We start from the raw sequence: 17,828 nt of genomic DNA on the forward strand, positions 1-17,828 counted from the left end.
GCCGGCCCCGGACCACACTGCCCCGGGCCGGCGCGCGGCGGCCCGCCGAAAGAGGGGCGCGGGTGCCCGCCAGAAGAGCGGCGGGCCACCGAAAGAGAGGCGGGCCACCGAAAGAGAGGCGGCCCGCCGGGAGAAAGGCGGGGCCGCCCGAGGAGAGGCGGGCCGCCGAACGGAAGGCGGGCGCACAGGACGGGTCCGGAGCGCGGCCGGTCTAAGAGCTGATGTCCTTGCCGGTGAAGCGGGCCCAGGCGATCGACCCCGCCACCACGACGTACGCGCCGAAGGTCAGCAGCCCGGAGACCAGGTCCCCGGTGGCGACCGGGTCGCGCAGCACGCCGTCGAAGCCGGTCCAGCGGGTGGGCAGCAGGTAGGGGGCCAGCCAGTCGAGCTGCGGGATGGCCCGGAGCACCTGGGTGACGACAACCAGCACCACGGTCCCGGCGACCGCCCCGATGGCCACCTCGGTGAAGACCGACAGGGCCAGCCCGACGGCGGCCAGCGCCGCCATGCCCGCGGTTACGTAGCCGACGATGAGCAGGGTGCGCAGCAGCCCCTCGCCGAAGGAGATCGTCGTGCCCGACAGCAGCGTGAGCTCTCCGGTGGGGAACAGCAGCAGCCCGGTGAGCAGCGCGGTCGCCGCGACGACGAGCGTCAGGACCAGCGCGAAGATCACCGCGTTGAGGTACTTGACGGCCAGCAGCCGGGTCCGCCCGGCCGGAGCGGCCAGCAGGTAGCGCAAGGTCCCGGCGCCGGCCTCGCCGGCCACCGCGTCGCCCGCGACGACGGCGACCGCGACCGGCATGAGCAGCGGCACCAGCACGAAGAGCGAGGCGAAGGTGAGCATCAGGCTGTTGCCGGCGGTGGCCGCGAGCAGCCCGCCCGCGCCGCCCTCGCCGCCCTCGGCGCCAACGATGCGGATGACCACGCCGAGCAGCACCGGGACCACGCCGAGCAGCGCGAGCATCACCAGGTTGCGCGGCCGGCGGAAGGTCAGGCCGAGTTCGGAGCGCAGCAGCCGGCCGAACTGCCGGGCCAGACGGGCCGGCCGGACGGCCCCGTCGGCGGGCATCGGGCGGGCGGGCCTTGGACGTGCCGTGTCAAGCGCCGACATCGAATCCCTCTCCGGTCAGTCCGACGAAGACCTCTTCCAGGCTGGGCCGCGCGACCGCCAGCCCGCGTACGGCCACGCCCTGCCGTACCAGCTCGGCGGTGACCTCCTCGGGCGCGACGGCGCCCAGCTCGGCGGTGACCTCCTCGCCGGTGGCGCGGACGTCGGCCAGCCCGAGCGCGGCCAGCACGCCGGCGGCGCTGGTCAGGTCGGGGGTCTGCACGCGCACGCGGGCCGCGCGGCCGGCGTGCAGCGAGGCCAGGTCGCCCTGGGCGACCAGCCGGCCGTTGCTCATGATCCCGGCGTGCGTGCACATCTGCTCGACCTCGGCCAGCAGGTGCGAGGAGACGAAGACGGTGGTGCCCTCGGCGGCGATCTCCTTGACCAGCGCGCGGACCTCCCGGGTGCCCTGCGGGTCGAGCCCGTTGGTGGGCTCGTCGAGCACGAGCAGCTCGCGCGGCATCAGCAGCGCGGCGGCCAGGGCCAGGCGCTGGCGCATGCCGAGGGAGTAGGCGCGGTAGCGCTTGCCCGCGGCGGCGGTCAGCCCGACCCGGTCGAGCGCCTCGGCCACCCGCCAGGGCGCGTCGTGCGCCGAGGCGTGCGGGTTGGCCGCGTCGAACCGCAGCAGGTTGGCCGTGCCCGACAGGTACGGGTAGAAGGCCGGGCCCTCCACGACCGCGCCGACCGAGGGCAGCGCCCGGTCCAGCGGCCGGCCGAGCAGCTCGTGCGAGCCGGAGGTGGGCGAGACCAGCCCGAGCAGCATGCGGATGGTCGTCGTCTTGCCCGAGCCGTTGGGCCCGAGGAAGCCGAAGACCGAGCCGCGCGGCACGGTCAGGTCGAGCGAGTCGACGGCGACCTGCCCGCTTTTGAAGCGCTTGGTCAGGCCGCTGGTGGCGATGGCGGCGGGCACGCCCGCCCCGGAGACCGGGACGGGACGTGCCACTGCCTGCGTCATGGAGGTCACCGCTGACCGGCCGTCTCGACCAGCTTGTCGGGGGTGACCGCGCCGGCCAGGATGCGGCCGTCGTCGGTGACCAGCACGGTGAGCAGCTTGCTGGTGATCAGCTTGCCGCTGCCCCACGTGCCGCTGACCGGCTTGGCGGCGCTCAGCAGCTCGTCGAAGGACTCGCTCCGCTGGTACGGCAGAGCCGCGACCGTGCTCCACCCCGAGCCGAGCGTCTTGATCGCCGGGGTGGCCTGGTCGGCCTGGTGCTCGGCGAGGGCGCCGAGGTCGAGGGGGCGTTCCTCGACCTTGACCCCGGCCGGCGGGGTGAAGGTGAAGTTCTCCTCCGCCGGGGCGGTGAAGTTCACCTCGGTGAAGCCGACCTCGAAGGCCGGCTCGGCCGAGCCCTTGGCGTAGAGCTGCACCCGCATCGGCAGGTAGGTCTCGCCGTCGAGCGCGACCCGCACCTCCTGCACCAGCGTCCCCGCGTCCTTCGGAACCAGGGAGAGCTGGTAGACCGCCCGCCCGGCGACCTTGTCGTTGCCGCTCACCGAGACGGTGCTGTGCTGCTCGGCCTGGTTCAGCACCTTCTCGGCGACCTGCTGCGGGGTCAGGTCGGAGGGCTTGGGCGCCGGCGGCTGCTCGGCGGTGCCGGCCGGGAGCTTGAACTTGGTCGCGGTGTTGGTGGAGCTGTCCCACAACCAGGCCTGGGTGCCGTCGTAGATGAAGTTCTTCTCACTCATCTCCTCGGGCACCGCGAGCCGTACCCGGTCGCGCGAGCCGTACCAGACCTTCAGCTCGTGCGCGCCGGTCAGCAGCGCGGCGGGCGATTCGGGGCCGCCGGGCAGCGCGGGCAGCCCCAGGGAGGCGGTCTTGGTCACGGTTCCGGACATCGGGGGCAATCCCTTGCCGTCGCGGCTGGCGGCCGCGGCGTCGGCCAGCAACTGGCTCGCGGTCTTGCCGGGCAGCACCGGGTCGGCGCCGACCGCGGCGACCACCGGGCCCGCGGCGACCGCCGCGCCGATCACCGCGACCGCGGCCACCGGGACACCCCACCTCACGAGCTTGCCTGTTCGCATGTCACTCCTTCACGGTATTCGCTGATCCGTTCTGTGGTGGAGCCTGCGGCATGCGTCCTGTGCGGAGGCTGAGACCGGCTGAGAGGGCTCTCAGGCGGGAGCGCCTACACTCCACGCCATGAGGGTCTTGGTCGTCGAGGACGAGCGCCGGATGGCCGCGGCGCTGCAGCGCGGGTTGCAGGCGGAGGGCTTCGCCGTCGACCTGGCGCACGACGGCGAGGAGGGGCTGCACCTGGCCCGGGTCGGCGAGTACGACGTGGTCGTGCTGGACATCATGTTGCCGCGGCTGTCGGGCTACAACGTGTGCAAGCAGCTCAGGGCCGAGGAGAACTGGGTCCCGATCCTGATGTTGTCGGCCAAGGACGGCGAGTACGACATGGCCGACGGGCTCGATCTGGGCGCCGACGACTACCTGACCAAGCCGTTCTCCTACGTGGTGCTGGTGGCGCGGCTGCGTGCCCTGCTGCGCCGCGACGCCGGGCGGCGGCCGGCGGTGCTGGCGGCGGGCGACCTGTCGCTCGACCCGGCGCGGCGGCGGGTGCAGCGCGGCGAGGAGCCGGTCGAGCTGACGCCGCGCGAGTTCGCGCTGCTGGAGTACCTGCTGCGCCGGCACGACGAGGTGGTGTCGAAGGCGGAGATCCTGGAGCACGTCTGGGACACCTTCGACACCGACCCGAACGTGGTCGAGGTCTACGTCGGCTACCTGCGCCGCAAGATCGACACGCCGTTCGGCCGCAGCGCGCTCCAGACCGTGCGCGGCGCCGGGTACCGCCTGGCCGGCGACGGTGGCTGAGTCGCCGCTGACCTGGTGGCGGCAGCGCAGCCTGCGCTTCCGGCTGACCGCGGTGGCCTCGGCGGTGCTGGCCTTCGCGCTGGCCGCCTCCGCCTCGGTCCTGCTCAGCGTGCTCGCGCGCGCCCTCACCGACACCAGCGACGAGGCGATGCGGCAGCGGGCGCAGGCGCTGCGGGTGATGGCCGACGCCGGGACCATCCCGCGCGTGCTGACCTCGACCGACGGCACCGCCCTGCAGGTCGTGGAGAGCGGCGGGCGGATCACGCACGCCACCCCCGGCACCGACCGGCTGGTGCCGCTGCTCAACGAGCGCCGGCTGGCCCGGGCATTGGCCACCGGCGAGCCCGACTTCGCGCACGGCGCCTCCGGGCCGCTGCGGGTCATCGCGATCCGCGCCGACCAGGGCCGGATCGTGCTGGCCGCCCGCTCGGCGCGCGAGTTGGACCAGAGCATGGCGGTGGCGGGCAAGGTGCTGCTGGCCGGCACCCCGCTGCTGACCGTCGTGCTGGCCGGGGCGAGCTGGCTCATCATCGGCCGCTGGCTGCGGCCGATCACCTCGCTGCGCCAGAGCGCGACCGAGATCACGCACACCGCCCGCGCCCGCCGGCTGCCGGTCCCCACCTCCCGCGACGAGGTGCACTCGCTGGCCACCACGCTCAACGAGATGCTCGCCCGGCTGGAGGAGGCCGAGCAGCGCCAGCGGGCCCTGGTCTCCGACGCCGCGCACGAGCTGCGCAGCCCGCTGGCCAGCATCCGGCTGCAACTGGAGGTCGCGCTCGGCCACCCCGAGGGCCAGGACTGGCGCGAGACCGCCGAAGGCGTGCTGGAGGACACCCTGCGCCTGTCGCGGCTGGCCGAGGACCTGCTCGCGCTGGCCCGCCTGGACGAGCGCGGCGGCAGCCCGGCCCGGCACGACCCGGTCGAGCTGCACGAGGTGGTCAAGCGGGTCGCCGAGCGCTACCCCCTGGTCCGGGTCGGCCGCTGCGACCCGGTGATCGTCGAGGGCGACGAGCTCGACCTCAGCCGGGTGCTCACCAACCTGCTCGACAACGCCGTACGGCACGCCGCCACCGGCGTCGAGGTCACCCTCGACGCCTCCGGCAGGCTCACCGTGACCGACGACGGCCCCGGCGTGCCGGCCGAGGACATGGAGCGGGTCTTCCACCGCTTCACCCGCCTGGACGAGGGCCGAGGCCGCGACGAGGGCGGCGCGGGGCTCGGGCTGGCGATCGTCCGCGAGACGGTCCTGGCCCACGGCGGCCGGGTCCACCTGGAGGACGCGGCCCCCGGGCTGCGGGTGGTGGTCGCCCTGCCCTCCGGCCCGGGACCGGCGTAAAGCGAATCGATAGCGGTCCCGCCTACGCTCCCCCGCACGGATTCGTCCGTAAAGGAGGGAACATATGCGGAAATTTCTAGCCGCTATAGCCATCACTCTGGGGCTGCTCGGCGCCTCCTGGGCCACCGCGGGGGCGGCTCTGGCGGCCGACGAGGGCGGCACCCACAACCCGTGGCCGCGGCCGGACATGCCGCCGCCCCCAGACTAGCCGCCCCGGACTAGTCGCCATCGGACTGGTCGCCATCGGATTAGTCGCCCTCAGGATCGAGCCCGGCTGACCACAGCCGGGGTCCGGGGCTCAGGGCAGGCGGGCGAGCGCCTCCTCGGCTCTCGCCCGCAGGCTCTCCGCGCCGATCTCGGCGAACATGCCGCGCGCGTGCTCCAGGTGCTCGGCGCTGCCCAGCAGGGAGCCGAGGCTGAGATGGATACGGCCGGTGATGAGGCGGTCGCCCAGGGGTTCGGCGACCGCGAGCACCTCGACCAGGGTGCGTTCGGCCTCCTCGGGCCGGTCGAGGGCCCGCCAGGCCTCGGCCAGGCCCTGCATGACGTAGACCTCGCCGATCCGGTCGCCGATGGCGCGCACGATGGCGGCGGCCGACTCGAAGGCCCGCTGCGACTCCTCGGCCCGGCCCTGCCGCAGCAGGAGGCGGGCGAGGCTGTCGAGCGCCTGTGCCTCGCCGCGCCGTACGCCCTCGGTGCGGAAGATCTCCAGGGCCTTGCCGAGCAGGGCCTCGGCGCCGCCGGGGTCGCCGCCGGCGTCCTGGAGGCCGGCCATGTTGACCATGGCGTGTGCCTCGGCGGGCCGGTCGCCGGCCTCGTGCAGCAGCGGCAGGGCCTGGCGGTAGCGTTCCAGCGCCCGGCGGTCGTCGCCGCGGAAGGACTCGACCTGGGCCAGGTTGCGCAGCGCCAGGCCGAGGCCGTGCCGCTCGCCGGCGTGCGAGAACAAGACGATGGCGCTCTCCAGCAGCTCGCCGGCCTCGCCGTAGCGCTGGGCGAAGACCTGGACGGTGCTGAGGGCGTAGCGCATGGCGGCCTCGCCGCGCACGTCGCCCGCGCTGACGCACGCCTCCAGCGCGGTGCGCGCCGCGGTGCGCCAGTCCTCGAAGTAGCCGTAGTTCTCGTAGAGCGCGACGGCCGCCATGGTGATGCTCCAGCACAGTTCGGCCAGCCCGTGCGCGGCGGCCTGGCGGACGGCCGCGAGCAGGGTGACACGTTCGTCGTCGAGGCCGGCCAGGGCGTGCCGGGCCAGGTCGGCGGGGAGTTCGACGCGCGGGGCCGAGCCGCGGGGCAGCCGGTGGGAGTCGCCGTAGCGCTCCTCGTGGGCCCGTTCGGCGAGGGCGAGCAGGATCAGCCCGGCCCGGTGCACGGTGGCGGCGCGGGCCGGTTCGTCCTCCTCGGCGCGGGCGCGCTCGCCGGCGAAGGCGCGCACGAGGTCGTGCATGCCGTACCGGCCGGCCGAGTGGCGCAGCAGGGCCGCCTCGACCAGTTCGCCGAGGGCGGCGCCGGGCTCGGCGCCGAGCAGCGCCGCGGCCAGCCAGCCGGGCACCTGCGGGAAGTCGAGCAGGCCGATCGCGCGGAACAGCGCCTGGGCGGGCGCCGACAGGCCGCGGTAGCTGACGTCGAGGCTGGCGCGCACCGCCCGGTCGCCCTGGCGCAGCACGTCGAGCATGGTGCGCGAGTCGCTGAGCAGCTCCACCAGGGTGCGCACGCGCCAGCGCGGCCGGACGGCCAGCCGCCCGCCGGCGATGCGCAACGCCAGCGGCAGGCCGCCGCACTGCTTGGCCAGCACCGCGACCTCCTCCGGCTCCCCGGCGGCGCGCTCCAGCCCGATCTCCTGGGCGAGCACCTCGACGGCGCTGTCGTGGTCGAGCAGGCCGACCCGGACGACCTGGCCCTCGGCCAGGCCGACCAGGCGCTCGCGGCTGGTGATCAGCACCCCGCTGGGCGGGCCGCCGGGCAGCAGCGGCCAGACCTGGTCGAAGCCGGCGGCATTGTCCAGCACGATGAGGAGCTGCCGCTCGGCGACGGTGGAGCGGAACAACGCGCTGCGCTCGTCCAGCGTGGTGGGCGCGGCGCCGACGCCCAGGGCGCGCAGGAAGCGGCTGAGCACGTCGGCCGGCTGGAGCTGGCCGCCGCGCAGGTCCACGTAGAGCTGGCCGTCGGGGTAGGCCGGGGCGAGCCGGTGCGCGGCGTGCAGCGCGAGCTCGGTCTTGCCGACGCCGGCCCGGCCGGTGAGCGCGGCGACCGGCAGGCCGCCGCCGGCCTCGTCGGGCCGCAGCAGCAGCTCGACCCGATCGAGCTCGGCCTGGCGGCCGGCCAGGGCGCTGAGCAGCGGGGGGAGCTGGCGCGGCACCGACGGCCGGGGCGCGGGGCCCTCCAGGCGCGGCTCCTGGTTGAGGATGGCCAGCTCCATGCGGCGCAGCTCGTCGCTGGGCTCCAGGCCGAGGTTCTCGCGCAGCGTGTCGCGGATGGCCCTGTAGACCTCCAGCGCCTCGGCGTGCCGCCCGGAACGGTACAAGGCGAGCATGAGCTGGCCGTGCGGCCGCTCGCGCAGCGGGTGCTCTTGCACCGCGGTGCGCAGCTCGGCGACGAGCTGCTGGTGGCGGCCGAGGCCGAGTTCGAGGTCGACGCAGCGCTCGTGCGCCAGGATGCGGCGTTCCTCCAGGTCCTGGCCGATGCGCCGGATCAGCTCGCTTTCCACGTCGGCCAGCGCCGGGCCGCGCCACAGCGCCAGCGCCTCGCGCAGGCAGGCCACCGCGCGCACCGGCTCCTCGCCCTGCGCCCTGGCCACCAGGGCGTCGAATTCGGCCAGGTCGAGCGCGCCGGGCTCCAGCCGCAACTGATAGCCGGGCGGGCGGGTGAGCAGCAGCCGGTACGGCTGGGCCACGTCGCCGAGCATGCGGCGTAACTGCGAGATCCGGATCTGGATCTGGTTCCGTGCGGTGCTGGGCGGCTCCTCGCCCCAGGTGGCCTCGATCAGCCGGTCGAGCGGAACGATCCGGCCCGCGTCCAGCAACAGCAGGGCGAGCACCACCCGTTGCAGGCTGCCCCCCGTGCGCAACTCCTCGCCGTCCCTTTCGACGACGAGCGGTCCGAGAACCTTGAAACGCATCTGTCTCCTCTCCGGCCCTGGATCGTCTCAGCAGATCTTGCACCCCGCTTGCAGGGTGCCGACCCCGTTCGCCGGAATGCTTCGTTGACCGGACTATGCCATGCGCCGTACGGTCGTGTCGTGATCGACGAGCTACTCGCAGAGCTGGCCCGGCTACGGGCGCACGACTTGCCGGTGCGCGGCGGCAAGGTGACCGCCTACGTCTACGACACCGGCCGGCCCGAGGTGCACGAGGCCGCGGCCCGCGCCTATCTCGAGATGCTCGAGGTCAACATGCTCGACCCCACCGCCTTCCCGAGCGTGGTGGCGATGGAGCGCGAGGTGGTCGGGGCGGTCTCCCGGCTGCTGGGCGGCGGCTCGGGCATCTTCACCAGCGGCGGCACCGAGTCGATCATGCTGGCGGTGAAGTCGGCGCGCGACGCCTTCCCGCTGCGCGGCGGGAAACTCAACCTCGTGCTGCCGGTGACCGCGCATCCCGCCTTCCACAAGGCGGCGCACTATCTCGGGCTGGAGGTGCGCGCGATCCCGGTGGACCCGATCAGCCTGCGGGCCGTACCGGCGCGGATGGCCGAGGCGATCGACGAGCGCACCTGCCTGACCGTCGCCTCGGCGCCCGCCTACCCGCACGGCGTGGTCGACCCGGTCGCGGAGATCGCCGCGCTCGGGCCGCCGTGCCACGTGGACGCCTGCGTGGGCGGCTGGCTGCTGCCGTGGCTGCGGCTGGCCGGGGCCGACGTGCCGCCCTTCGACCTGTCGGTGCCGGGCGTCACCTCGCTCTCCTGCGACCTGCACAAGTTCGGTTACGCCCCCAAGGGCGCCTCCGTGGTGCTCTTCCGCGATCCGGCGCGGCGGCGCAAGGCCTACTTCGCCTCGGCCGCCTGGCCGGGGTACACGATCATCAACTCCACCGTGCAGAGCGCCCGCACCGCCGGGCCGCTGGCCGGGGCGTGGGCCACGCTGCGCGCGGTGGGCGAGGACGGCTACCTGGCGCTCGGCCGGGCGACCCTCGAAGCCGCGCTGCGGCTGCGCGAGGGCCTGGCCAAGATCCCGGGGCTCACCGTCATGGGCGACCCGCAGGGCTCGCTCATCGCCTTCTCCTCCGCCGAGCTCGACGTCTTCGTGCTGGCCGACGAGGCGCGCCGGCGGGGCTGGTTCCTGCAGCCGCAGCTCTCCTACGCCGGGATCCCCAAGAACCTGCACATCACCGTCACCGGCGTCACCCTGGCCGGGGTCGAGGCCCTGCTGGAAGTGGTCGCCGAGTGCGCCCGCGCGGCCCGCGAGCGCGGCCCGGTGGTCCTGCCCGAGGGCCTGGTCGAGCTGGTGGCGGGGCTCGACCTGGACTCGCTGGACGACGCCTCCTTCGCCGAACTGGCCGCGGCGGTCGGCGTGGACCTGACGCCCTCGGGCGGGCAGCCCGAGATGGCCGCGGTCAACGCGATCCTGGACGCGCTGCCGCCGGCCAAGCGGGAGCAGATCCTGATCAGGTTCCTGTCGGTGCTCTACGCCGACGGCGGCTGAAGGCGCGCGACCTCCGCCAGCGCGGTGCGGGCCGAGGCGGCGTCGTGCACGCGGAACATGCGCGCGCCGAGCAGCGCCGAGACCGCGAGGGTGGCGATCGTGCCGGCGTGCCGTTCCTCGACCGGCAGCCCGCCGAGCGTCTCGCCGACGAAGTCCTTGTTCGAGACCGCCACCAGCACCGGCCAGCCGGTCTCCGCCAGCTCGCCGAGCCGGCGGCTGACCTCCAGCGAGTGGAAGGTGTTCTTGCCGAAGTCGTGCGCCGGGTCGATGAGGATCGACTCGCGCGCCACCCCGGCGGCCACCGCCCGCTCGGCCAGCTCGACGGTGTAGGCCACGACGTCGGCCACCACGTCCGCGTAGGCGATCCGGTGCGGCCGGGTGCGGGGCGTCACCCGCCCCGCGTGCGCGCACACCAGGCCCACGCCGTGCGCCGCGGCCACGTGCGCGAGCTCGGGGTCGACGCCGCCCCAGGTGTCGTTGAGCAGGTCGGCCCCGGCCTTGGCGACCACCTCGCCGACCTCGGCGCGCCAGGTGTCGACGCTGATCAGCAGCTCGGGGTGGCGCTCGCGCACCGCCTCGACCAGCCCGGCGACGCGGCGGATCTCCTCGCGGGTGTCCACGTCGTCGCCCGGCCCGGCCTTGACCCCGCCGATGTCGACGAGGTCGGCGCCCCCGGCCACCGCCCGGTCGACGGCCGCCAGGGCCGCCTCGAAGCCGAAGGTCTTGCCCCGGTCGAAGAAGGAGTCGGGGGTCCGGTTGACCACGGCCATGATCGCGTGTTCCCCGGGGGCGAACTCCCGCCCGCCCAGGCGCAGTGTGCTCATCGAGACCTGAGCTTAACGCTCACGTGGTCGACGAGCATCGGCCGCCCGGAGGCGGTCGAGGCGTCCGGCGGGCCGGGCAGCCCGCCGCCGATGGCCACGTTGAGGATGAGGAAGAAGCGCCGCGGCAGGCTCCGGTCCATCGAGTGGTACGGCCGGCCGTCCAGGAACCACGTGGTGCGCTCGCCGGTCAGCTCCACCGCGTAGGTGTGGAAGGCCCCGAAGCAGGTCGCGCAGGGCTGCGGCCCGGTGGTCAGTCCCTTCGGCTCCTGGCAGGGGCCGCCGGGCATCACCCCGCAGTGCATCGCCCCCATGATCTCCGGCCGGCCGCCGGTGGCCTCCAGGATGTCGATCTCGCCCACGGCCGGCCAGCCGGTGTGCCCGCCGAGCATCCAGAACGCCGGCCAGTACCCCTTGCCGTCGGCCGGGCCCACCGCGGGCAGCGCGATCCGCGCCTCGACCCGCAGCGTGCCGCCGCCCTCGGGGACGCCGAAGTCCTCGCGGCGGCTGCGGATCCGCCCGGAGGTCCACCCGCCGCCCTCCCGTCGCGGGGTGATGGCCAGCAGGCCGCCGGAGAGCGAGAGGTTGTCCCGGCTCATCCGCTCGATCTCGCCGGTGCCCCAGCGGCCCTCGCCCTCCTCGGCCACCCACGCCTCCAGGGTGTCGAAGTCGTCGCGGAAGACCTCCCGCCAGCCGTCGCCGGGCGAGCACCCGGCGAGCGGCAGGAGCAGCAGGAGGGCCAGCAGGATCGTCCTGATCGTTTTCATAGCACGGTGGGGATCAGGTCGAGGTCCTCCAGGTCGCGCTCCAGGCGGGGCGCGAGCCGGACGACGGCGGTGTCGGTCAGGTGGGAGTCGTCGCGGTAGAGGATGACGCCGTCGAGCACCGCCGGGCAGGTCGTGCCCGGGCAGAGCAGCGGGGTGACGTCGAGGGTCCACAGGCCCGGGCGCGGGCGCTCGGCCAGCCGGTCGGGCGGCAGCGCGCGCTCGCGGGGGAAGCCGCAGGCTGCCGCGGGCCCGGCCGCCAGGCAGGCGGGCACGTCCAGGCCGGGCAGCGGGGTGTCGCGCAGGTAGACCAGCGGCGCGCCGAGCCGTTCGAGCCTGGCCAGCGTGGCCCGCCAGCCGCGGGCGGTGGCCTCGGGCGTGGCGTAGGCGTTGAGCGAGCCGAGCAGGACGAGCCGGGGCGGCGCCTCGGACTCCAGGCGGCGCAGCGCGTTCTCGCGCCAGGTGTCGCACTCGTGGTAGGTACGGCCCAGCCGCGGGTCGGTGACGGTGAGCCTGGGCAGCGGGCAGCCCGGCTTGACCAGCACCTCCAGCGCCCAGCCGCGGCGCTGCGCGATCCGCTGGGCCATGGCGAACCACTGCCCGGCGTGCGAGTCGCCGATCAGCACGATCCGGTCGCGGCCGGTGCCGAACCGGCAGGGCGGGCTGACCACGTCCGTCGGGCCGACCTCGCAGCCCTGCGACTTCGGGTAGTCGTCGCGCGCCTGCAGCGGGTCGAGCGCCGGGGCGGGCTCGGCCACGGCGGCCGTCGCGGTGCTCACGCGGGGCGCGGTCGCCCAGCCGAGCAGCAGTGTGGCCATCACCGGGACGGTGATCGCGGCGACGCCGACGGCCAGGCCGCGCCGGGGGCGTTCGGTGACCACCGGGGAGAAGCGCACCGGGTTCTCCACCAGGCGCATGGTCAGCCAGGCGGGCGCCGCCGAGGCCAGCACCAGGGCCAGGCGCACCGGCCAGGGCTGCTCGCCGAGCGCCGCCTCGGCCAGCACCAGGACCGGCCAGTGCCACAGGTACCAGGCGAACGACAGCCGGCCCATCGCCCGCAGCGGCGCGGTGCCGAGCAGGGCCGAGACCGGCGAGCGGAACAGCAGGAGCGCGGCCGTGCCCAGCGTCGGGGCCAGCGCCTCGGGGCCGGGGTAGCCGCTCTCCACGATGGTGAGCGACCAGGCCACGGCCGCGGCGCCTGCCGTACCGAGGGCCGCGGCCCAGAGCCGGGGCAGGCGGGTCAGGTACGGCACGGCGAGCGAGGCCAGCGCGCCCACCCCGAACTGCCAGGCCCGCGCCGGCGTCGCCAGGTAGGCGGCCGGTCCGTCCCAGGTGAGCGCCGGCCAGAGCGAGCCTGCGGTGATCACCAGCGCGAGCGCGGCCACCGCCCTGCGCCCGGCCAGCCGGAAGGCGAGCCAGGCCAGGGGCGCCCAGAGCAGGTAGTACTGCTCCTCCACGGCCAGGGACCAGAAGTGCAGCAGCGGGCTCGGCTCGCGGTCGGCGGCCAGGTAGTCGGTCTCCAGCGCGATGAAACGCCAGTTGGCCAGCGACAGCGCGGCGGCGAACAGGTCGGCGCCCAGCTCGCGCAGCCGCAGCGCGGGCAGCACCGCCCAGGCGGCCAGCGCGGTCACCACCAGCACGGTTCCGGCCGCGGGCAGGATGCGCCGGGCCCGGCGGGCGTAGAAGTCGGCCAGGGAGAAGGGCCGGGTGGTCAGCGTGGTGATCAGGAAGCCGGAGATGACGAAGAAGACGTCCACCCCGGCGAACCCGCCGCTCAGGCCGGGGACGGTGGCGTGGAAGGCGAGCACGAACAGCACGGCGACGCCGCGCAGTCCCTCGATGTCGGTGCGGTGCTTCATCGGGGTCTCGCTCACGGCAGCAGCGGGGGCAGGGCGCCGCCGGCGGCGACGAGCACGGCGAGCAGGAGCAGGGCGGTGATGGCCAGGGCCTCCGGCCAGCGCAGGCGGTGGTTCATCGCAGCCGCCACAGGTCGCGCAGGAGCGGGAGGGCGATGTAGGTGCTGGCCGCGGTGAAGGCGATCAGCGCCCAGTAGTGGTGCCAGCCGTACTCAGGGGCGCGCCAGGCGATCCCCGCCCAGGCCGCCGCGGTGACCAGGGCCAGCCAGCCCAGCGCGAGCCGGGCGATCGTCCTGACCATGCGGGAGCGGCGCGCCCCCGCGCCGCCGCTGGGCACCCACGCCGCCACCCGGTTGCGGACGGCGTGCCAGATGGCGAACAGGTGGCAGTAGGCGTACAGCGTCTGCGCGCGGATCACCTCGAACCGGTAGCGGCCGACCGAGACCGCCGGCAGCAGCACCAGCGCCACCCACAGCGGCCCGACGAACGGGATCATGTGCCAGGCCCGCACGTCCTGCGGGTAGGCGTACAGCATGATCAGCCCGGGCAGCGGGATCGCGGCGATGTTGAGCGCGGAGACGAAGTAGGACAGGAAGCCCGACCAGTACGACACCCGCACCCGCCACGGCATCGGCGTGCGGTGGAAGTCGCGGCTGAACAGCAGGCTCAGGCAGCCCATCGCCCAGCGGTACTGCTGGGCGATGTAGGAGCCGGCGTTGTCCGGCGACAGGCCCTTGGCCAGCAGCACCGGCACGTACTTGGTGCGCAGGCCGTGCCGCATCAGCGCGACGCTGGTGTAGATGTCCTCGCTGTGGTCGATCTTCGGGAAGCCGCCGATGGTCTCCAGGGCGCTGCGCCGGTAGAGCACGTTGCTGCCCACGCAGATCGCCCCGCCGTCGGCGTCGCGGCTCGGCTGCAGCCAGCGGTAGAACAGCTCCTGCGCGGCGCCGGCCGTGCGCTGCACCCAGGGCAGGTCCGCGCCGGTGTCGAAGAACTGCGGCGACTGCGCGATGGCGATCTTCGGGTCCTCCAGGTAGGGGGCCAGGTGGTCGAGGAAGTCGGGGCGCGGGGCGAAGTCGGCGTCGAAGACCGCCACCAGGTCGCCGTCGCTCAGGCTCAGGCCGTGGTTGAGGTTGCCGGCCTTCTTCAGGTGGCCGCGGTCGGGGCGGCTGCTGTAGCGGAAGCCGTGCCGGGCGGCCAGTTCCTCGACCTCGGGCCGGGCGCCGTCGTCGAGCGCCCACAAGGTCAATGGACCGTTCCAGCGCATCCGTGCGACGTGGCGGAAGGTGTTGTCCAGCACCTCCAGGGGCTCGCCGTAGGTGGGCACGAAGACGTCCACGGACGGTACGGCAGGCGGTCGCCAGGAGCGCACCAGCAGCAGGTGGGACTCCCAGGTGGTCGAGCGCTGGCGCTGGCCGTCCACGTAGGACAGGATCCAGCCGGCCAGGTTGAGCAGGAGGGCGAGCAAGAATGGCGTCAGAATGGCGTGGCGTAGGGAGAAGAGGAACAATGTTCCGGCGGTCAAGGTGAGGGAAAGCGGGATGGCCAGGAGCACCCAGCGGCGCTGCGGACCGAAATAGAGGGATATTTCGGAGTCGGTCGGGGGTTGGGGTAGGTAGCTGTGATCTGCACGAATCGTCGGCTCGGCCAGTGTTGCGGTCACGGGGTCTACTGTAAAGAAACTTTCCCGTTGGTGATCGTCGAGCCGGGTGAACATTCAGGAAACCGGCGGAGATTAAGCGTTTCATCGCTTTCCCGACCGCTCCCGATCAACCCCTTTGTCCGATTTATCGGCTTATTGGGTGTGGGGTATTTCACAGGGCAATTAGGTGAAATATCAAGCAGAAAGCGATTTCCGGAGCATTGTTCGCCCCTCGCCGGTCGGACGAGGGGCGAATTGGACCGTTCCGTACGGATATCGGCTAGGCGGCGGACCCTGAGCCCTTCTCGGCGGTGACGAGGAAGTCCTGGGCGATGAGCGGCAACCGGCGGCGGGCGTGCACGACGGCGATCACGCGGCGCACGGCCGGATCCAGGGAGCGCACGACGAGCCCCGCCCGGCTGGCCTGCTCGGCCATGCCGCGGTACCAGAGCAGGGACGCCTGGCCGGAGCGGACCGCCTTGAGCCAGCCGTTGCGCTCGTCGGTCTCCAGCACGACGATCGGATTGACGGCGTACTTGCCGAACATCGCGTCCAGCTCCCGGCGGCGCACGCTGCCCCGGGCGGGCAGGGCCAGGCGCAGGCCGTCGAGGAGGTTCATCGGAACGGGGTTGGGCAGGTCGAGCCCCGGCGGGGAGATGAGCACGATCTCCTGCCGTTCCACCGGATGGGTGACCAGGTCCGGCGGGACGGGCAGGTCGGTCAGGCCGAGGTCGGCCCGCGAGTCCCGTACCGCGTTGACGACGGCGTCCCGGCCGTCGCAGCGGACGATGTGCACCCGGACCCCCGGATGCTCGGCGGCGTAGGCGGGCAGCAGCCGCCCGGCCAGCCCGGGCTCGAGGTTGGGGGTGGAGGCGATGCGCAGTTCGGCCTCCGATGTGCCACTGTGGCCGGCCAGGCCCTCGATTTCGCGGACCGCGTCGAGAGCCTCCCTCGCCAGCTTGACCACCCGGCGACCCTGGGCGGTGACGACGACACCCCGGCCGGAGCGGGCGAAGAGCGTCATGCCGAGCTCCCGCTCCAGATCCCGGATCGCACGCGACAGTGCGGGCTGCGCGATGTAGAGCGACCTGGCCGCGTCGGTCATGGTGCGGTGCTCCGCAGTCGCGACCACGTAGCGGAGCTGCTGCAGGTTCATGCCTTTGAAGCTAGGGCAACGCCCGGCGCGTGGTCCGGGACATAGCGGAGATCACCTCGTCTGATTTCGGAGGGTAACCGAGTGGTGCTACATCCGTGACGGGTGATAAATCAGTATGCTTCTGCCCCATATTTGGCAAAGATCCATTAGCGGGGGTGGCACGATGTCGGGAAACGGGCACTATCCCCCGCCGGATCAGGGGCAGCCGGGGCCCCAGCGGCCGCACTCGCTCCCCTGGCCGCCGCCGAACTACCCGAACCGCCAGGCACAGCCCGCACCCCACCCGCCGGCCCCTCAGCAGCCGCCCGCCCCGGTGGGACCGCCGGCGCCGGCCATGCCGCCCCATGGCGCCCCGCACCCCGGCCCGGCCGGCCCGCAGTACCCGCAAGGCCGGCCCTACCCGCCGGCCGGACCCCAGGGCCAGCCGTACCCGCAGGGCGCTCCCCACCCGCAGGGCCAGCCGTACCAGCAGGGCCGGCCGTACCAGCAGGGCCAGCCGTACGGCGGGCAGTACCCCGGCCCGCAGGGCGGCCCCGGGTGGGCGCCGCCGCCACCGCCGGTGCCGCCGCGCCCGCACGGCGGGCAGTGGCCGCCGCAGCCGCAGCGCAAGCGGGGCGGCGGCGCGATGACGGTGCTGGGCGTGGTGCTCGGCTCGCTGGCGGCGGTGTTCATCCTGCTGGTGGTCGCCACGAACGTGCTGAAGAGCCCGTCGAAGACCTCGACGACCACGCCGATCGCCCTGCCCGACCCCGACGAGACCCGGCCCGCGATCCGGCCCACCAGGCGGCCGACGCTGCCGCCGGTCCAGCGCCCGACCAACCGCCCCACCAGCCGGCCGACCAGCCAGCCGACCAGCCAGCCGACACAGCAGACACCGGAAGAGGAGCAGGGCGAGCAGCGCGAGGAGGTCCCGCGCCCGCGTCCGGTGGACACGAGCGTCAGGACCAACAGCCTGTACCGGAGCGTCGCCCTCCCCCGGCTGAACTGCCCGGCGGGCAATCCGAGCATCTTCAACCACAGCCAGCTCAAGGCGCTGATCCTGAAGACCGGCCGGTGCATGGACAAGGCGTGGGCGCCGGTGCTGGACCGGGTGGGGATCGAGTGGAGCCCGCCCGGCTACGCCATCGCCTCGGGCCGCGGCCGGGGCGCGTGCGGCGACTACCCGTCGGCGGGGAGCATGGTGCCGTACTACTGCCCGCGCAACAACACCATCTACGCCTCGACGAGCGCGATGGCGCGCGGCAACGGCAACTCGATCGGCTACGGGCAGATCATCAGCTGGCACGGCGGCATCATCAGCATGATGGCCCACGAGTACGGTCACCACGTGCAGAACCTCACCGGCATCCTCGACTCCTACTGGCAGCGCCACCAGGCGACCGGCAGCGAGAGCGCCCGGCTGGCGCTGAGCCGCCGGCTGGAGCTGCAGGCCAACTGTTTCGGCGGCATGTGGATGCGCTCGGTGGCGGGCAGCTATCCGGTGCCGACCGGGCGGCGGGCCGAGCTGTTCGCCTTCTACGGCCGGGTGGGCGACCATCCCGGATACCCGCGTGACCACGGCTCGCTCACCAACAGTCAGCGCTGGTTCCGCCAGGGGTGGGAGCGCAGCAAGCCGCAGCAGTGCAATACGTGGATGGCTTCGGCTTCCGCCACCTCCTGAAACGTTCATCTGAGATTTGCGTGTTGTCTCGGTTGTCCGT

14 protein-coding genes are annotated in these 17,828 nt (G+C 73.7%); 5 read left to right on the forward strand and 9 right to left on the reverse strand.

Translation table 11 applies throughout. The features are described 5' to 3' along the window. Positions 1-211: 211 nt before the first annotated feature. Genes AB0I67_RS29770 through AB0I67_RS29780 form a run of 3 tightly spaced genes read right to left on the reverse strand, consistent with a single transcriptional unit; the run spans position 212 to position 3,130 of the window. Positions 212-1,111, reverse strand: a complete 900-nt coding sequence (locus tag AB0I67_RS29770) for an ABC transporter permease subunit (RefSeq protein ID WP_357929939.1) — start codon at positions 1,109-1,111, stop codon at positions 212-214. Then, positions 1,098-2,063, reverse strand: coding sequence for an ABC transporter ATP-binding protein (locus tag AB0I67_RS29775; RefSeq protein WP_357929942.1), 966 nt, complete (start codon positions 2,061-2,063; stop codon positions 1,098-1,100). The genes AB0I67_RS29770 and AB0I67_RS29775 overlap by 14 nt, the downstream gene beginning before the upstream one ends. A gap of 5 nt (positions 2,064-2,068) precedes the next feature. Continuing rightward, on the reverse strand, positions 2,069-3,130 hold the full coding sequence (locus tag AB0I67_RS29780) for a DUF2092 domain-containing protein (protein WP_357929945.1): 1,062 nt from the start codon (positions 3,128-3,130) through the stop codon (positions 2,069-2,071). A 118-nt stretch (positions 3,131-3,248) separates the two neighbouring features. Here AB0I67_RS29780 and AB0I67_RS29785 point away from each other — a divergent pair, with 118 nt between their 5' ends. The 3 genes from AB0I67_RS29785 to AB0I67_RS29795 all read left to right on the forward strand — a co-directional run bounded on the left by AB0I67_RS29785 (position 3,249) and on the right by AB0I67_RS29795 (position 5,467). Then, positions 3,249-3,923 (forward strand): response regulator transcription factor, encoded by a 675-nt coding sequence (locus AB0I67_RS29785; RefSeq protein ID WP_357929948.1) that lies wholly within the window; start codon positions 3,249-3,251, stop codon positions 3,921-3,923. Further along, on the forward strand, positions 3,916-5,259 hold the full coding sequence (locus AB0I67_RS29790; RefSeq protein WP_357929951.1) for an ATP-binding protein: 1,344 nt from the start codon (positions 3,916-3,918) through the stop codon (positions 5,257-5,259). The genes AB0I67_RS29785 and AB0I67_RS29790 overlap by 8 nt, the downstream gene beginning before the upstream one ends. 64 nt (positions 5,260-5,323) lie before the next feature. After that, complete coding sequence (locus AB0I67_RS29795) at positions 5,324-5,467, forward strand: hypothetical protein (protein ID WP_357929954.1); 144 nt, start codon at positions 5,324-5,326, stop codon at positions 5,465-5,467. 90 nt (positions 5,468-5,557) lie between these two features. On the opposite strand, the gene AB0I67_RS29800 is transcribed toward AB0I67_RS29795, so the two are convergent. Further along, positions 5,558-8,371, reverse strand: coding sequence for a BTAD domain-containing putative transcriptional regulator (locus AB0I67_RS29800; protein ID WP_357929956.1), 2,814 nt, complete (start codon positions 8,369-8,371; stop codon positions 5,558-5,560). A gap of 123 nt (positions 8,372-8,494) precedes the next feature. Here AB0I67_RS29800 and AB0I67_RS29805 point away from each other — a divergent pair, with 123 nt between their 5' ends. Further along, positions 8,495-9,889, forward strand: a complete 1,395-nt coding sequence (locus AB0I67_RS29805) for an aspartate aminotransferase family protein (RefSeq protein WP_357930397.1) — start codon at positions 8,495-8,497, stop codon at positions 9,887-9,889. Here AB0I67_RS29805 and folP read toward each other — a convergent pair. The 5 genes from folP to AB0I67_RS29830 all read right to left on the reverse strand — a co-directional run bounded on the left by folP (position 9,871) and on the right by AB0I67_RS29830 (position 16,128). Then, on the reverse strand, positions 9,871-10,713 hold the full coding sequence (gene folP / locus AB0I67_RS29810; RefSeq protein ID WP_357929959.1) for a dihydropteroate synthase: 843 nt from the start codon (positions 10,711-10,713) through the stop codon (positions 9,871-9,873). The two genes, AB0I67_RS29805 and folP, sit on opposite strands and share 19 nt — an antisense overlap. Beyond that, complete coding sequence (locus AB0I67_RS29815; protein WP_357929962.1) at positions 10,710-11,477, reverse strand: family 16 glycosylhydrolase; 768 nt, start codon at positions 11,475-11,477, stop codon at positions 10,710-10,712. The genes folP and AB0I67_RS29815 overlap by 4 nt, the downstream gene beginning before the upstream one ends. Further along, entirely contained in the window at positions 11,474-13,348 is a 1,875-nt protein-coding gene (locus tag AB0I67_RS29820; protein ID WP_357929965.1) for an acyltransferase family protein, read from the reverse strand. Before AB0I67_RS29820 ends, AB0I67_RS29815 begins: the two co-directional genes overlap by 4 nt. A gap of 97 nt (positions 13,349-13,445) precedes the next feature. Further along, the gene (locus AB0I67_RS29825) at positions 13,446-14,798 is read right to left on the reverse strand and encodes a cellulose synthase catalytic subunit (protein WP_357929968.1); all 1,353 of its coding nucleotides are present in this window, start codon (positions 14,796-14,798) and stop codon (positions 13,446-13,448) included. A gap of 454 nt (positions 14,799-15,252) precedes the next feature. Then, positions 15,253-16,128, reverse strand: coding sequence for a LysR family transcriptional regulator (locus AB0I67_RS29830; RefSeq protein ID WP_357929971.1), 876 nt, complete (start codon positions 16,126-16,128; stop codon positions 15,253-15,255). A gap of 334 nt (positions 16,129-16,462) precedes the next feature. Between AB0I67_RS29830 and AB0I67_RS29835 the strand changes: the two genes are divergently transcribed. Next, positions 16,463-17,788 carry a neutral zinc metallopeptidase gene (locus AB0I67_RS29835; protein ID WP_357929974.1) on the forward strand — a complete coding sequence of 442 codons (1,326 nt, stop codon included), beginning with the start codon at positions 16,463-16,465 and terminating at the stop codon, positions 17,786-17,788. Positions 17,789-17,828: the final 40 nt, after the last annotated feature.

Source organism: Nonomuraea sp. NPDC050310 (assembly GCF_040655795.1).
In the GTDB taxonomy this organism is placed as follows: domain Bacteria; phylum Actinomycetota; class Actinomycetes; order Streptosporangiales; family Streptosporangiaceae; genus Nonomuraea.

Excerpts from the sequence above, each read along its gene's own strand:
- AB0I67_RS29770 (WP_357929939.1), bottom strand. The coding sequence starts at position 1,111 with ATGTCGGCGCTTGACACGGCACGTCCAAGGCCCGCCCGCCCGATGCCC.
- AB0I67_RS29775 (WP_357929942.1), bottom strand. The coding sequence starts at position 2,063 with ATGACGCAGGCAGTGGCACGTCCCGTCCCGGTCTCCGGGGCGGGCGTG.
- AB0I67_RS29780 (WP_357929945.1), bottom strand. The coding sequence starts at position 3,130 with ATGCGAACAGGCAAGCTCGTGAGGTGGGGTGTCCCGGTGGCCGCGGTC.
- AB0I67_RS29785 (WP_357929948.1), top strand. The coding sequence starts at position 3,249 with ATGAGGGTCTTGGTCGTCGAGGACGAGCGCCGGATGGCCGCGGCGCTG.
- AB0I67_RS29795 (WP_357929954.1), top strand. The coding sequence starts at position 5,324 with ATGCGGAAATTTCTAGCCGCTATAGCCATCACTCTGGGGCTGCTCGGC.
- AB0I67_RS29800 (WP_357929956.1), bottom strand. The coding sequence starts at position 8,371 with ATGCGTTTCAAGGTTCTCGGACCGCTCGTCGTCGAAAGGGACGGCGAG.
- folP (WP_357929959.1), bottom strand. The coding sequence starts at position 10,713 with ATGAGCACACTGCGCCTGGGCGGGCGGGAGTTCGCCCCCGGGGAACAC.
- AB0I67_RS29815 (WP_357929962.1), bottom strand. The coding sequence starts at position 11,477 with ATGAAAACGATCAGGACGATCCTGCTGGCCCTCCTGCTGCTCCTGCCG.
- AB0I67_RS29830 (WP_357929971.1), bottom strand. The coding sequence starts at position 16,128 with ATGAACCTGCAGCAGCTCCGCTACGTGGTCGCGACTGCGGAGCACCGC.
- AB0I67_RS29835 (WP_357929974.1), top strand. The coding sequence starts at position 16,463 with ATGCCGCCCCATGGCGCCCCGCACCCCGGCCCGGCCGGCCCGCAGTAC.